Origin of the sequence: Acinetobacter sp. YH12152, assembly GCF_013418285.1 — a bacterium.
Lineage (GTDB): Bacteria > Pseudomonadota > Gammaproteobacteria > Pseudomonadales > Moraxellaceae > Acinetobacter > Acinetobacter amyesii.
Map to the genome: position 1 here is coordinate 14,002 of NZ_VPCH01000006.1, position 16,153 is coordinate 30,154.

The window sequence follows — 16,153 nt, forward strand, 5'->3', positions numbered from 1 at the left end:
ATGAACCTGTTGATGTGTCCTGTATGCCGTGAAGCATTGAAACTCACAGAGCGGACATGGCGCTGTGAAAATAATCATAGCTATGATGTTGCAAAACAAGGCTATGTCAATTTACATGTGGTTCAACATAAACACAGTAAAAATCCGGGTGATACGCCTGAATCTATACAGGCGCGTCGTGCGTTTTTGAGTGCAGGTCACTATGCACCTTTGCAACAGGCAGTGGTGGCTTTGATTCAAAAATTAAGGGTTGAAAACTTGTTGGATATTGGCTGTGGTGAAGGCTATTACACTGATGCGATGCAAGCTGAAGTACTACAGTGTGTGGGTGTCGATATTGCTAAAAATGCAGTACAAGTGGCCGCTAAACTGAATAAAGAGGTGACTTGGGTGGTTGGGACAGGGGCAACCTTACCTGTATTAGACCATTCGATTGACTTGTGTACGAGTTTATTTAGTCCTATTCCAAAAGAAGAAATCCTTCGCGTATTAAAGCCTGAGGGGCACTTGATGGTGGTTACACCTGCACCAGAGCATCTTTATGCTATGCGTGAAGCTTTGTTTGAAGAAGTAAAACCACATGAACCGCATAAATTTGTGGAACAACTGGCGAATGATTTTGAATTGGAAAGTGAACAAGTGGTTCAAGCGAAAATGTCACTTTCTCAGCAGGATCTCAAAAACTTAATTGCAATGACGCCTTATGCCTATAAAGTGAAAGCTGAGCGTCGAGAAGCTCTAGAAAAAAATGAACAATTTGAGTTGCAAGCGCAGTATCAAATTTATCTCTTTAAAAAGAAATAATGCATTGGAAGTGATAAAAAAGCCCTCGTTTGAGGGCTTTTTTTATGCAGTATTTACTGAACTTGATCGATGAGATGATCAAGTGCGTCCGTTTTATGCTCTGCACCTTGTGGTTTAGGCTGCATTGGCGGAGGCGCAGTTCGAGTCGGTGCAAGATTGGTTTCAGTAGACCCAGGAAGGTCGTCAAAATCATTTTGCGAAGCCTGAGGCTTCGGTGCAACAGGAGCAGGACGATACAGCGGTTGAGCCATTGGTGGCGTTGCTGCACGATCTTGTTCAGGTTGACCTTGAGTCGCTTTAGCCGAATTACGGTTGATTGGATTCTTGGCATGGGTGTCTAAACGCACCCAAGCTTCAGGTGTGCCTTTAAGTGATTTCGCCATAAAATCTGACCAAATAGGCAATGCTGCAACACCACCATATTCACGGCGACCTAAAGTAGAGGGTTGGTCAAAACCGACCCAAGCCACAGTGACCAATTTTCCATTAAATCCAGCAAACCACGCGTCTTTTGCATCATTGGTTGTACCGGTTTTACCGCCTAAATCACCGCGACCAATTTTTAAAGCCGCACGACCTGTACCGTGTTGGATCACGTCACGCAAGATGTTCGCCATATCAAAGGCTGAACTTGACTTCAAAATCCGCTGAGCTTGTTTATAGTTTGCTGCTTCAGTATCGGAAATTTTTGATTCAGCGGGCTTGTTATCCTGATTGGTGACTTCAATCACTTCATCATCCGGCGTGGTCGGATCTGCAGATTCAACTTCGTCCTTTTGATTGATACATTGAATACATGCATATTCAGGATTGGCTTGATAAATGACTTTGCCATAAGCATCTTCAATACGGCTAATAAAATGGGGTTGAATACGATATCCACCGTTGGCAAAAGTCGCATAACCTGTCGCCATTTGAATCGGCAACACCTGTGGGGTACCTAAAGCAATGGTGTAGTTACTTGGAATTTGGTTTTCTTGTAAGCCAAAATCCATAAATAATTGGCGAGTACGTTCAATTCCGACGACTTGTAATAAGCGAACAGAGACCGTGTTACGTGATAAATATAGGGCACGGCGTAGAGGAATCATCCCTAAATACCGACCGTCAGAGTTTTTAGGCGTCCACTTGCCAATCGTAATTGGATTGTCATTGACCATGGAGTATGGAGTCATACCGCGTTCAAGTGCTAAAGCATAAACAAAGGGTTTAATGGTTGAACCCGGCTGACGCCAGCCTTGTAGAGCACGGTTAAATTTAGATTGATAAAAATTATAACCACCGACAATGGCTTCAATGCCACCATTATTGGGGTTGAGTGCGATTAATTGACCTTGCGCTTTTGGAATTTGCACTAAAGCCCATGAGCTTTTATCAGCATTCGGACGTAGGCGAATAATATCTTTTACTTTAACAATTTGTGAGGCTTTGCTTGGCGCATTGCCTACACTATTGGCATTGCGATAGGGACGTGCCCAAGACAGACCTGACCATGGAACAGTCACACTACTGCCATCTTGCATCAACACTTCGATACTGGTGTTGTTGACTTTAGTGACTTGGGCAGGATAAGTGTTAGCATATGGAATAAAGTTTTTTAATGGCTCATCATGTGCTTCTGCACCACGCCAACCATGTCGTCTATCGTAAGCTTCAAGACCATCTTGCACAGCTTGCTCAGCATAGGCTTGGCGTTGGCTGTTGATGGTGGTATAGACTTTATAGCCAGAATCTGTCGCTTGTTCGCCAAACTTTTCTACGAGCTCAGAGCGAACCATTTCCCCGACGTAGGGGAATTTGTTGCTGACCCCGCGGTCAGGCATATCGAGATTAATCGGTTCAGCAATCGCTTTTTGATATTCAGATTGATTGATATACCCCAATTGCAACATACGTCCTAAAATCCAATTACGACGCTCTAAAGCACGTTTTGGGTTGGCTACAGGATTATATTTTGATGGTGCTTTGGGTAAGCCTGAAATCATTGCCATTTGAGCCAAACTCAAATCTTGCAAGCTCTTGTTATAATAAATTTTTGCAGCTGCAGCGATCCCGTAAGCATTTTTGCCCAAAAAGATTTTGTTGACATACAGCGTTAAAATTTCTTCTTTGCTTAGATTCTGTTCAATTTTTCGAGCAAGGAAAACTTCAGTCAGTTTACGTTTTAAAGTACGTTCTGGAGTCAGATAATAGTTTTTTGCAACCTGCATGGTAATGGTTGAACCACCGGTTTGCACATCTGAACCCGTAATACTTTCACTGACAGCACGTCCCAATCCTTTGAAACTAATTCCGCTGTGCTCAAAAAACGAAGAATCTTCCGCAGCTAAAAAGCCATGAATGAAATGAGACGGGATTTGGTCGTACTCTACAGGAACCGAAAGTTTGCCACCATATTCTGCAATCAGCTCATTATCAGCACTATAAACTTGCAAGGGTTTTAATAATGGAGCCTTTTTTAAGATGGACATTTCAGGCAAAGACGGGGCAATATAGAGATACATGCCATAGAAACCCATTGGAATTGCGACCAAAATAATAATAATGGCCAAAAAAAATGGATGAACAAGGCCTGAACAAGATAGCTTTTTCATAACAAGTAAGTTTTAATAAGAGCTAATGGCAAACTAATTGGTGGTCAGTATATCCTTTCGATATACGGATTGTTAGATGAGTTATTGTATCTGTATAAAATTATAGACCAATGCTAATTAGTGGGTTAATTTTTTTGGGGATAAAAAAATAATAGGAATTATATTGTGCTCAGGTTATATCGTAAGCCAAATAAGGGGTTAATAGGAGTAGATATTAGTTCGACTTCTGTTAAGGTTTTGGAACTTTCTGTAAAGAGTGGGCGGTATTGGGTAGAAAGCTATGCTTTGGTCCCATTACCAGAAGGAAGTGTTGTTGAAAAGAACATATTGAATCCGGAAGCTGTCGGTGACTGTTTAGAGCGCGCAATTAATTTGGCCAATACGCAGACCACTAATGCAGCTTTAGCGGTTCCAACATCGATGGTGATTACAAAAATCATCGAAATGGACGCAGATATGAACGATGATGAACGTGAAATTCAGATTCGTGATGATGCTGAGCAATATATTCCTTTCCCATTGGATGAAGCGAGCCTTGATTTTGAGGTCTTGCCGGATCGTCTATCTAATCCAAATCGTGTCAATGTTTTACTTGTCGCTACGCGTATTGAAAATGTTGAAGCGCGTGCGGAAGTCATTCAGCTTGCGGGTCTGACACCAAAAATTGGCGATGTAGAAAGCTTTGCAATTGAAAATGCATTTAAAGTTTTCTCAGATACTTTGCCAATGGGTGTAAATACCGTGGGTATTTTAGATATTGGTCATAGTATGACGACCTTATCTGTTATGCAGAATAACAAAGTGATTTATACCCGTGAGCAAGTGTTTGGTGGCAAGCAGTTGACACAGGAAATTCAAAATCGCTATGCATTGTCTTTCGAAGAAGCGGGTCGTGCGAAAAAAACACGTGCCTTGCCAGATGATTATGATGTTGAAGTCTTAGAACCCTTCTTAGAAGCAGTCGTTCAACAAGCAGCGCGTTCTTTACAGTTCTTCTTCTCATCTTCACAGTTCAACGAAATTGACCATATTTTATTGGCAGGGGGGAATGCCAATATTCCGGGGCTTGCAAAACTACTTCAACAAAAATTGGGTTACCGCGTCACGATTGCCAATCCATTCTTACAAATGGGTTTTTCACCTCAAATTGATATTAAAAAAATTGAAAATGATGCCTCATCACTCATGGTGGCATGCGGTCTAGCATTGAGGAGTTTTGATTAATGGCAAAAATTAACTTGCTCCCTTGGCGTGATGAGCTAAGAGAGAAACGAAAAAAAGAATTTATTGCACTTTGTATTGGGGCTTTCTTAATTGGGGTAATTGGGGTTGGTTTAACATGGTTGTACTTTGATCACAAATTAAAAGATCAAGAACAAGCGAACCAATTGATTATCAGTCATAACCAAAATTTAGATGTTCAATTAAAGTCTTTAGATGGTTTGCAAGAACAACGTAATGCCATTATTGAACGCATGAAGCTGATTCAAGGCTTACAAGGTCAACGTCCAATCGCGGTACATCTTGTAGATGAATTGGTTCGTGTGACACCTGCCAATATGTACATCACAAAATTTGAGCGTAATGGCGACAAATTTATGATCGAAGGGCGTGCGGAAAGTCCAAATACTGTTGCAGATTTACTGCGTAATTTGGAAGCATCACCTTGGTATCGTAATGCCTTCATGAGCTCATTCCTTGTGGCTGAAGAGAAAAAAGACAAAGCGCCGACGTCAGTGGTTCCTCGCGTAGAAGAATCTTATGGTGCATTTACTGTGACTGCTGATTTGGAGCAAATTGCGCAGCCGACCATTAATGATCCAGCAGCAAATGCAGGACAGTCAGCTTCATCGGCGCAAACATCTGACGCACAAACTGCAGCAACACCAACTCCGGAGGCTGCAAAATGAGTCGTGATGAATTTGAACAATTGAATCAAGATGCTGTCGTCGTGCCTAAAAAGAAAATGACACTTGAAAAGTTCATGCAGCAGTTTAATACCTTAGATCCAAATAACTATGGCAGTTGGCCATTGTCGGTCAAAATCACCTGTTGGATCTTTATTATTATTCTTGTGGCGATTTTGGGCTATTTTTTAGCGATTAAAAATAAGATTGATGCAATTTCCAATGCCAATGCGCAAGAACAAAATTTATTAAATGAATTTCGTGAAAAAGATTCAAAACTGCGTAACTTGAAGCAATATGAAATGCAATTGCAAGATATGGAAGCGCGTTTTAATCAGCAATTGGAACAATTACCGAAAGAAACTGAAATTCCGGGCTTGGTTGAAGACATTAACCTGACTGGTGTGAATTCAGGGTTGAAATTTAAAATTATTCGACTTGAACCAGAAGTGAAACAAGAATTCTTTATTGAACAGCCGATCAGTATTGAGGCAACAGGGGATTATCATGCCTTTGGTTCATTTGTCAGTGGTATCGCCGGTTTATCGCGTATTGTGACTTTGCATAATTTCACAATTATTGCGACAGCAAATAAAGAAAAAAATTCAGATATTCCAAAAGTTGACTATGTGTTGAATGCCAAAACATATCGCTATGTTGGAAATACTGAAGCTGCTGATACAGCTGCAGCTAGTACAGGGGAGGCTCCAAAATGAAAATGAATAAATTGGTACTTTCTGTTGTTGCAGTAATGTTGTTAGCAGGTTGTGAATCACGTATTGATGTCGTAAATCAGGAAATGGCCAATATTCGAAATCAGGAACCGATGGCGATTGAGCCAGCGCCAGATTTTGTACCGGTTGAGACCTTTAATTATGCTGCGCATTCATTAAAGAGTCCGTTTTTACCAAGCTCACTCGCGGCAGAACTGAAAATTATGGCGGGTAAACGCGTTTATCCGAACTTGAATCGTCAGCCACAACCTTTGGAAAGCTATGCCCTTGAAACCTTAAATATGAAAGGCAGCATGCGTAATCAATCAGGTCAGACTTTGGCCTTAATTCAAACACCAGATGGTGAGGTTGAGCGTATTCAACGTGGCAGTTATATGGGGCTGAATCATGGTCGTGTGGTCAATATTACCCCGACACAAATTGATTTGATTGAGATTATTCCAGATGGTCGAGAAGGGTATGTCGAACGTCCGAGAAGTCTCATTTTAATTGGGCCAGCGCCATAAGCTTAAAGGAATAAAAAATGAAAAATACTGTACAAGATTTTATTTTTGGGGATGGCAATACAATGAAGCAGGTGTTTCGTCAGTTTTCGATGGGTGCTGTTGCAATGGCGATGATGCAAGTTGCCAGTGCACAGGTCAGTGTAACCAATATTGTGCCGATGCAGATTCCAGGTCAGGGAACTGAAATTCGGGTGATGTTTAATGGTTTACCACCACAACCACAGGCATACCAGTTGGATCAACCTTCACGTTTGGTGTTGGATTTTGATAAAGCACAGCAAAATTTAAAGCAAAGTTCAATTGCTGTCGCAACCGCTGAAGCAAGTTCAGTGGATGTAACTTCAGATGCACAGCGTGCACGTTTGACTGTAAACTTGGCCAATGCAGGTGCATTTACCACACGTGTTGAAGGCAATACCTTTATTTTAAAAATCAATTCAGCACAAGCTGCGAGTGTTGCTGAACCAGTTGCTCAGCGTCAGCAACAAGGGATTTCAAATATTGGTTTCCATCGTGGGTCGAATGGTGAAGGCCAAGTGGTTGTTGATTTACTGGGTGGAAATACCCCTATTGATGTGCAACAACAAGGCAGTAAAATTGTTATTCGTACATTAGGAAATAAAATTCCTACACATTTGACACGCCGTTTAAATGTGAATGACTTTGCAACGCCTGTATCAACCGTAGATGCACATAATGATGGCGGTAATGGGACTATTACCATTCAATCTTCAGGCAGCTATGAGTACATGGCGTATCAATCGGACAATAAGTTGACGGTTAGTCTGAAGCGTCCAGAAGATAAAAATCCATTACGTCCAAAAGCAGCCAATCATTACACGGGTAAAAAAATCTCTTTAGATTTTCAGGATATTGAAGTTCGTCGTGTCTTGCAGTTATTGGCAGATTTTACTGAAATCAATATGGTTGCGGCTGATACCGTCCAAGGCAATATTACCCTGCGTTTAAAAGATGTGCCTTGGGATCAAGCATTGGATATTGTGTTAAAAACCAAAAACTTGGATAAACGTCGTAACGGTAATGTGATTTGGATTGCACCAGTTTCTGAGCTGATTAAAGCGGAAGATGATGAAGCGAAAGCAATTGCACAGCGAATAAAATTAGCACCAATTCAAACGGAATATATTCAACTGAGTTATGCGAAATCTTCAGATATTTTAAAATTATTAGAAGATTCCCGAGATGGAAAAGGGGCAGAGTCAAATGGTACAGCAGGAGGTACATCACTTGCATTAGAAAGTGTACTGAGCCCAAGAGGTAGTGTTGTTTCTGATAATAGGACAAATACACTTATTGTTAATGATACATCTGAGAATATTGATAAAGTTCGTAAGATGATTGATCTATTAGATGTTGCTGTGAAGCAGGTTATGGTTGAAACAAGAATTGTGACTGCTCAAACAGAGTTCTCGAGAGAGCTTGGTGTTAATTGGGGTATACAGCGTAATAATCCAAGTTTAAGTGCGGGTGCTAATGGATCAAATGTTTGGGGGGGAGATTATTCTCCAAAGTTGGATTTAGCGGTAGATTTGGGGACGGCATCGGCAGGAAACTTTAGTTTTGGGTTGCTTAAAATTTCAGATTTTATGCTTGATCTACAACTTACAGCTTTACAAACGGATGGTCATGGTGAAGTTTTAGCAGCGCCTAAAGTTTTAACGGGAGATAAGCAAAAAGCAACAATTTTGAGGGGAGATCAAATTCCTTATCAAAGCTGGAGTGCTGAGGGCGGTACGACAACGAGTTTTGTTGATGCGAATCTGAAACTGGAAGTGACTCCAAGTATTACACCTGATGGGAAAGTACAAATGGATCTAAAAGTTAACAAGGATACTGTTGGTCGATTAACAGCAGCTGGCTATTTAATTAATACCAATAAACTTGAGACTAATGTTTTAGTCGGTGATGGTGAAACAGTAGTCCTTGGTGGTATTTTTGATGACATTCAACAAAACCAGTATACCAAAGTCCCTTTTTTAGGAGATTTGCCAGTTGTTGGAAACTTATTTAAAAATAATGTGAAAACTAGTGCACAGACAGAACTCCTGATTTTTGTTACACCACGAATTGTTAATGACAGTGTTACCAGAAATCATTAATATATTTTCAATTTAACAAAAGAAATAGGTGACTCCTTGCCAAGCAAAGAGTTTGAAACCCTACCAAATATTTATTTGGTAGGGCCAATGGGGGCAGGAAAAACAACTGTAGGACGACATTTAGCAGAGTTGTTAGGACGTGAATTTCTTGACAGTGATCATGAAATAGAACGTAAAACAGGTGCAACGATTCCTTGGATTTTTGAAAAAGAAGGGGAAGTTGGTTTTCGAAGTCGTGAAACGAATGTAATTGATGAGTTAACTGCAAAAAAGCAGCTGGTGCTTGCCACTGGTGGTGGTGCGGTCACTCAGGCTCCCAATCGTGAATTTTTAAAACAACGGGGTATTGTTGTTTATCTGTATACTCCGGTGGAAATTCAGTTACAACGAACCTACCGCGACAAAAATCGTCCACTTCTTCAAGTCGAAAATCCTGAACAGAAGCTTCGAGATTTATTGGCTGTACGTGATCCACTTTATCGTGAAGTCGCGCACTATATTATTGAAACCAATCAAGGTGCCGCGCGAGATCTTGCGCAAAAAATTTTTAATTTAATTGTTTCACAAAATATATCTCGTTAGAAAAGGTTAAATTCATGCAAACCTTACATGTTGAACTTGGTGAACGTCGTTACCCCATTTTTATTGGCAGTGATTTAAACCCAGAAAGCTTACTTGAACCTTATATTCACGGTAAGCAGGTGATGATCGTATCAAATACAACAGTCGCACCTTTGTATTTACAGCATTATGTACGTGCTATTGAGGGTTTGGGTAAAACCGTTGCGACATGTATTTTGCCCGATGGTGAAAAATTCAAAAACAGTGAACACTTAAATCTAATTTTTGATGCGTTGCTTGAATCAGGTTTTAACCGAGATTGCACCGTACTTGCCTTGGGGGGGGGAGTGATTGGAGATATGGCCGGTTTTGCATCGGCATGTTTCCAGCGCGGTGTGTATTTTATTCAAGTTCCAACGACTTTACTCTCACAAGTGGATTCGAGCGTTGGAGGGAAAACAGGGATTAACCACCCACTAGGTAAAAATATGATTGGCGCTTTCCAACAACCCCAAGTGGTATTGGCGGATATGGCACAGTTAAAAACCTTACCTCCACGTGAACTTTCTGCTGGTTTAGCCGAAGTGATTAAATATGCACTTTTAGGCGATGTAGAGTTTTTAACTTGGCTTGAACAGCATATGGACGCTTTAGTTGCAGGCGATGCCACATTATTGGCTGAGGCAGTTTACCGTTCATGTGCGCATAAAGCCCGGATTGTCGCGAATGATGAAAAAGAACAAGGTGAACGTGCATTACTGAACTTGGGTCATACTTTTGGTCATGCGATTGAGTCTTATCTGGGCTATGGTGTCTGGCTGCATGGTGAAGCAGTTGCAACAGGGATGGTGATGGCAGCTGATTTATCGCAGCGCATGGGCTGGATCACAGTTGAAGATTTAGAGCGTACAAAAAAAATCATTTTACGTGCACAATTACCGATAGTTTGCCCTAAAATTCCGCTAGAGGATTTTTTGGCGTATATGTCTCATGATAAAAAAGTATTGAATGGGCAATTACGACTTATTTTACTGAAATCATTAGGTCAGGCCATCATCACCAAAGAGTTTGATGTTGAGTTAATGAAACAGGCAATTTTGACAAATCAGGCAGAGTAGGTACATCATGGCAGCGCGGCAGTCTCAATGGCAAAAAGTTCATCACTACGCATGGTTGGTGGGTGGAGCTGTGTGTCTGTTCGCTGCATTGGTTTTCTGGGCGATTACAGATACCAAAGAATTGGTTGAAGTTGAAAAGCAAGCTGAAACCGAAGTGGATTTGCAAATTCAGCCAGAGAAAGTGGCAGCAATGTCCCATCTTGGTGCATTAAATGAAGAAGTACGTCCACTTGATATGACGACCCGTGTGGTTGCTACAGCTCAACATGAGCCAGAATTTCGCGGCACTAAATTTATTAATGACTCTGCCAAGCTTTATGGTGTTGAATTATTTCGGGTTTCTGAAGAAGATATTTTAAAAAGCTTCTTACGTAAGCAGCCTGAGCGTCACAAATTTATTTATCTACGTCTTTCTGGTGAAGACCATCCTGAGCAATACGTCATTTTAACAGGACCATATTCGTCGCAAAATGATGCCAAAGCTGCAATGTCGAGCCTCAACATCGCTATGCCTGCTTCAATCAAACCTGAGGTTGTTGAATTTAAACAATATCAAGCATATGTGAATGACTTAGGCACGGAAGAAATGTCGTCGAGTCAAAAGTTATATGCTGTTAAATTAAAATCTGTACCTTTACCGAAAATTGATGAAGCTCAAATCGCCGCACGAAAAGCAGCGGCTGCAACGACGGTAACAACACCAACTAATGCAACGACAAGTACTACGGTGACACGTCGAGATGCTGAAGGAAATGTGATTGATGTGCAAAAATCACAAAGTAGTGTAGATGCACCACGTCCAAAACCTGCACCGGTAGAACAAGAAGTAACCGATCCTTTTAATTAGTTCTAAAATAGCGCAAGACGTCTTAGGGAAAGCTTAAACTGCACAGAAAAAGTGCATAAAATAAAAAAAGAACAATTTGAATTATTTGTTATAACTAAAAAATGCTTGTAATCAGCCATCTTAGGAGAAAATGCATCAAGTTGGCATATAAATTGCTTAATTGGTGCGTAAATTGAACTTTTCTCCCTGTTTTGGCGCGAAAATGATTCGATAAAAGTGCGAAGTCATTAATCCAGTCGTTATCCCTGATCTGAACTGCAAAAGCAGAAAATTTGACTTTTTATTCATGCATCAAAGATGAATTCGGTTTATCTTAAGGGTGTGAATAAGAAATAATTTTGCTCGACAGAACAATTCATGTGAGTAAGTTAAGACGAATCGCAACAAGAAATTAGTTTGTTAAGTGCTCGAAAGAGCTGTAAAGAAAAGAAGGGTACGCTATGCACATGCCATCGCCTAATACTGTAGCTCCCGCTCAAGGTTTATACCAACCGGATGAGTTTAAAGATAACTGTGGTTTCGGTTTAATCGCCCATATGCAGGGTGATGCAAGCCATGATCTCGTCAAAACCGCAATGCATAGTTTAAGTTGTATGACCCACCGTGGTGGTATTGCCGCAGATGGCAAAACCGGTGACGGTTGTGGTCTACTCCTTGCTATGCCCAAAGAATTTTTCCGTGAAGAAGCGAAAAAACTCAGTGACATTACATTGAGTGAAATCTTTGCTGTGGGTACGGTATTTCTAAATCTAGACCCTGCATTAGCCGCACATGCAAAACAAATTTTAACCAAAGAAATCGAAGACGAAGGCTGTAAAGTCATCGCTTGGCGTGTTGTGCCAACCAATAACGATGCATTGGGTTCAATCGCGATGCAGTCATTGCCTGCCTTTGAACAAATTATCGTGAATTGCCCAATGGGTGTTTCAGAGGTTGAATTCAACCGTAAGTTGGTGATGGCACGTCGTCGTGCAGAACAACAACTGACTGCTGACCCATACTTCTATGTAACCACTTTATGCTCAACTGTGATCAGCTATAAAGGTTTGATGATGCCAGCAGCCATTGCTGACTTCTATACCGATCTTGCTGATGAGCGTTTAAAGTCACACATCGTGGTATTCCATCAGCGCTTCTCAACCAATACCTTGCCGCGTTGGCCTTTGGCACAGCCGTTCCGTTACTTGGCGCACAATGGTGAAATTAACACCATTACCGCAAACCGTAACTGGGCGATGGCGCGTACACCAAAATTTGAAAACCCATTATTGCCGGGTTTAACTGAGCTGAATCCAATTGTAAACCGTACAGGTTCGGATTCTTCAAGCTTAGACAATATGCTGGAAATCCTTGTTGGTGGCGGTATGGATTTGTTCCGTGCGCTGCGCATGTTGGTTCCACCAGCTTGGCAAAACGTTGAAACTTTAGATGCGGATTTACGTGCATTCTATGAATTCAACTCAAAACATATGGAAGCTTGGGATGGTCCAGCAGGTCTGGTAATTCAAGATGGTCGTCATGCGATTTGTATGCTTGACCGTAATGGTTTACGTCCAGCACGTTGGGTGATTACCAAAAATGGTTACATTACTTTGGCATCCGAAATTGGTGTTTGGGGTTATGAACCAGAAGACGTTGTATCTAAAGGTCGTGTCGGTCCGGGTCAAATCTTGGTGATCGATACCTTTACCGGCAAAATGCTCGATACTCAAGATGTGAGTAATCACCTCAAACGTATGCGTCCGTACCGTCAGTGGTTACGTGAAAACTCAGTACGTGTGCAAGGTAGTCCAGAGCTAGAAGAATATTTATGTGATCAAGGCTTAAAAGGTGATGACCTGAAAGCTTCACAAAAAATGTTCATGGTGACATTTGAAGAACGTGACCAATTGCTTCGTCCAATCGCTGAAAGCGGTCAGGAAGCCGTGGGCTCAATGGGTGACGATACGCCAATGGCAGTATTGTCTCGTCAGGTGCGCCATGTGTCTGACTACTTCCGTCAGCAGTTCGCTCAGGTTACGAATCCGCCAATCGATCCATTGCGTGAATCGATCGTAATGTCGTTAGAGACATGCCTCGGCCGTGAACAAAATGTATTTGAACAAGGTCCAGAGCATGCAGATCGTCTGATCATTTCAAGCCCAGTACTGTCAAATTCGAAAATGCATCAAATCCGTACCCTTGGTCGTAAAGGTTACGAGATTGCAGATATCGACCTGAACTATGTAGAAGATGAAGGCTTAGAAGCTGCCATCGCACGTATTTGTGAAGAATCTGCGCAAGCGATTCGCGATGGAAAGACATTACTTGTATTGTCTGATAAGAAAATCCGTCAAGGCTTCTTACCTGCAAATGCATTAATGGCAACAGGCGCGGTTCACCACTATTTAATCAATGTGGGTCTACGTACAGATGCCAACATCATTGTGGAAACTGGTTTGGCGCGTGATGCACATCAGTTTGCGGTGATTCTTGGTTTTGGTGCAACTGCGATTTATCCGTACCTAGCTTATGACGTGATCAATGACTTGATCGCCAAAGGTGAGTTGTTGGGTGACCCAATCCATGCGCAAGCGAACTTCCGTAAAGGCATTGAAAAAGGCTTATTGAAAGTCCTTTCTAAGATGGGTATTTCTACTGTTGCCTCTTACCGTGGCGGTCAGTTGTTTGAAGCGGTCGGCCTCTCTGATGAAGTGGTTGCAAAATGCTTTACTGGTGTACCGAGCCGTATTAAAGGCGCAACATTCTCTGATCTAGAAAATGACTTGAAAAAATTGGCAGATTTGGCGTGGAAATCACGTAAGCCAATCGATCAAGGCGGTATGCTGAAATTTGTATTCGGTAAGGAATATCACGCATTTAACCCAGACGTGATCAATGCACTGCATAAATCTGTGCGTTCTGGTAATTATGCGGACTTTAAAGAATACGCAGAGCTAGTGAATAACCGTCCAATCGCGACGATTCGTGACTTATTTAAGCTGAAAACAGATCAATCGATTGCACTCGATCAAGTTGAATCCGTTGAAGAAATTCTGCCACGTTTTGACTCGGCTGGGATGTCTTTAGGTGCTTTGTCACCTGAAGCACACGAAGCTATTGCAATCGCAATGAATACCATTGGTGGTCGCTCGAACTCAGGTGAGGGCGGCGAAGACCCAGCGCGTTACGGCACTATCCGTAACTCGAAAATCAAACAAATTGCATCTGGCCGTTTTGGTGTGACCCCTGCATATCTAACTTCTGCAGAAGTCCTTCAAATTAAAGTGGCTCAGGGTGCAAAACCAGGTGAAGGTGGTCAGTTGCCGGGCGGTAAAGTGAATGGCTTAATTGCACGTTTACGTTACTCAGTACCGGGTGTGACATTAATTTCTCCGCCGCCGCATCACGACATCTACTCAATCGAAGATTTATCACAGTTAATTTTCGATTTAAAACAGGTTAACCCACAGGCGATGGTGTCCGTTAAGCTGGTTTCTGAGCCGGGTGTCGGTACGATTGCGGCAGGTGTAGCAAAAGCATACGCAGACTTCATTACCATTTCTGGTTATGACGGCGGTACAGCGGCTTCTCCACTTTCTTCAATTCACCATGCAGGTTCTCCATGGGAACTTGGTCTATCTGAGGCGCATCAGGCGCTTCGTGTGAATGACCTGCGTGGCAAAGTCCGTGTACAAACTGATGGTGGCTTGAAAACAGGTCTAGACGTTGTGAAAGCAGCGATTCTTGGGGCTGAAAGTTTCGGTTTTGGTTCTACACCGATGATCGCATTGGGTTGTAAATACCTGCGTATTTGCCATTTAAACAACTGTGCGACCGGTGTTGCAACACAGCAAGATCATTTACGTCAGGAACACTATATCGGTGAGCCTGAAATGCTGATCAATTTCTTCCACTTTATTGCGGAAGAAACACGTGAATGGTTAGCAGCGCTAGGCGTATCAAGTCTGAAAGATTTGATTGGCCGTACAGATTTACTGGAAATGCTTCCAGGTGAAACTGAAAAACATGCACACCTTGATTTGAGTGCATTACTCCAATCGCATCCTGCGGCTGAAGGTAAAGCTCAGTACTGTGAAGTACAAGGCAATGCACCATTCGATAAAGGCTTATTGGCTGAGAAAATGGTAGCTGAAATGCTGCCAGCGATTGAAGCAGGCACAGGCGGTGAATATAGCTTCACAATTGGTAACTGTGATCGCTCAATAGGCGCGCGTATTTCGGGTGAGATTGCAAAACGTTATGGCAACCTCAGTATGGAAGCGCATCCTGTTAAAGTTAAATTAACAGGGACTGCAGGTCAGTCATTGGGTGTTTGGAACGCAGGCGGTTTACACATCAGCCTAGAAGGCGATGCGAATGATTACGTGGGTAAAGGTATGGCTGGTGGTCGTATCTCAATCTTCCCGCCTAAAGGTTCACCGTTCCAAACGCAAAATACTGCAATCATTGGTAACACCTGTTTATATGGTGCAACAGGCGGTAAATTGTTTGCTGCAGGTACAGCAGGCGAGCGTTTTGCAGTACGTAACTCGGGTGCGTTTGCTGTGATTGAAGGTGCAGGCGACCACTGCTGTGAATACATGACAGGTGGTATCGTGACTGTATTGGGTAAAGTGGGTCATAACTTTGGCGCGGGTATGACAGGCGGTTTCGCTTATGTGCTCGACCTCGACAATGACTTTGTTGACCATTACAACCACGAATTAATTGAATTGAACCGTATCTCTACAGAGTCGATGGAAGAACACAAAGAGTTCTTGTGCCGTATCTTAGATGAACATATTAAAGAAACAGGTAGTGCTTGGGCGTATAAGATCCGCAACGAGTTTGACTTCTATAGCCGCAAATTCTGGCTTGTGAAACCAAAAGCTGCTAATTTGCAGACTTTGTTGAAAACAACTCAAGCTGATCCACAATAATTCCACTACTGCAGATTTGATAGGCAGGTGTAAGTGCAAA

Annotated in this window: 11 protein-coding genes; 10 read left to right on the forward strand and 1 reads right to left on the reverse strand. The window is 42.1% G+C overall.

Features of this window, described 5'->3' with window-relative positions; genetic code table 11:
* The gene (locus tag FTU83_RS03375) at positions 1-804 is read left to right on the forward strand and encodes a putative RNA methyltransferase (RefSeq protein WP_180008743.1); all 804 of its coding nucleotides are present in this window, start codon (positions 1-3) and stop codon (positions 802-804) included.
* A gap of 53 nt (positions 805-857) precedes the next feature.
* Here the strand turns inward: FTU83_RS03375 and ponA are convergent, their stop codons facing one another.
* On the reverse strand, positions 858-3,398 hold the full coding sequence (ponA, locus tag FTU83_RS03380; RefSeq protein WP_180064863.1) for a penicillin-binding protein PBP1a: 2,541 nt from the start codon (positions 3,396-3,398) through the stop codon (positions 858-860).
* A 165-nt stretch (positions 3,399-3,563) separates the two neighbouring features.
* Between ponA and FTU83_RS03385 the strand changes: the two genes are divergently transcribed.
* From FTU83_RS03385 to gltB, 9 genes are all read left to right on the forward strand, one after another.
* Entirely contained in the window at positions 3,564-4,622 is a 1,059-nt protein-coding gene (locus FTU83_RS03385; protein ID WP_078189383.1) for a pilus assembly protein PilM, read from the forward strand.
* Positions 4,622-5,308 carry a PilN domain-containing protein gene (locus tag FTU83_RS03390; protein ID WP_078189382.1) on the forward strand — a complete coding sequence of 229 codons (687 nt, stop codon included), beginning with the start codon at positions 4,622-4,624 and terminating at the stop codon, positions 5,306-5,308. Before FTU83_RS03385 ends, FTU83_RS03390 begins: the two co-directional genes overlap by 1 nt.
* Positions 5,305-6,021 (forward strand): type 4a pilus biogenesis protein PilO, encoded by a 717-nt coding sequence (locus FTU83_RS03395; RefSeq protein WP_180064862.1) that lies wholly within the window; start codon positions 5,305-5,307, stop codon positions 6,019-6,021. The genes FTU83_RS03390 and FTU83_RS03395 overlap by 4 nt, the downstream gene beginning before the upstream one ends.
* On the forward strand, positions 6,018-6,545 hold the full coding sequence (locus FTU83_RS03400) for a pilus assembly protein PilP (RefSeq protein ID WP_180064861.1): 528 nt from the start codon (positions 6,018-6,020) through the stop codon (positions 6,543-6,545). The genes FTU83_RS03395 and FTU83_RS03400 overlap by 4 nt, the downstream gene beginning before the upstream one ends.
* A 17-nt stretch (positions 6,546-6,562) precedes the next feature.
* Positions 6,563-8,665, forward strand: coding sequence for a type IV pilus secretin PilQ (gene pilQ / locus FTU83_RS03405; protein WP_180064860.1), 2,103 nt, complete (start codon positions 6,563-6,565; stop codon positions 8,663-8,665).
* 36 nt (positions 8,666-8,701) lie between these two features.
* Positions 8,702-9,247: a shikimate kinase AroK gene (aroK, locus tag FTU83_RS03410; RefSeq protein WP_180064859.1), complete on the forward strand. Its 546-nt coding sequence runs from the start codon at positions 8,702-8,704 to the stop codon at positions 9,245-9,247.
* A 14-nt stretch (positions 9,248-9,261) separates the two neighbouring features.
* Complete coding sequence (gene aroB / locus FTU83_RS03415; protein WP_180064858.1) at positions 9,262-10,344, forward strand: 3-dehydroquinate synthase; 1,083 nt, start codon at positions 9,262-9,264, stop codon at positions 10,342-10,344.
* A 7-nt stretch (positions 10,345-10,351) separates the two neighbouring features.
* Complete coding sequence (locus FTU83_RS03420; RefSeq protein WP_180064857.1) at positions 10,352-11,191, forward strand: hypothetical protein; 840 nt, start codon at positions 10,352-10,354, stop codon at positions 11,189-11,191.
* 446 nt (positions 11,192-11,637) lie between these two features.
* A complete protein-coding gene (gene gltB, locus FTU83_RS03425; protein WP_180105689.1) occupies positions 11,638-16,113 on the forward strand; it encodes a glutamate synthase large subunit in 4,476 nt (1,491 codons plus the stop codon).
* Positions 16,114-16,153: the final 40 nt, after the last annotated feature.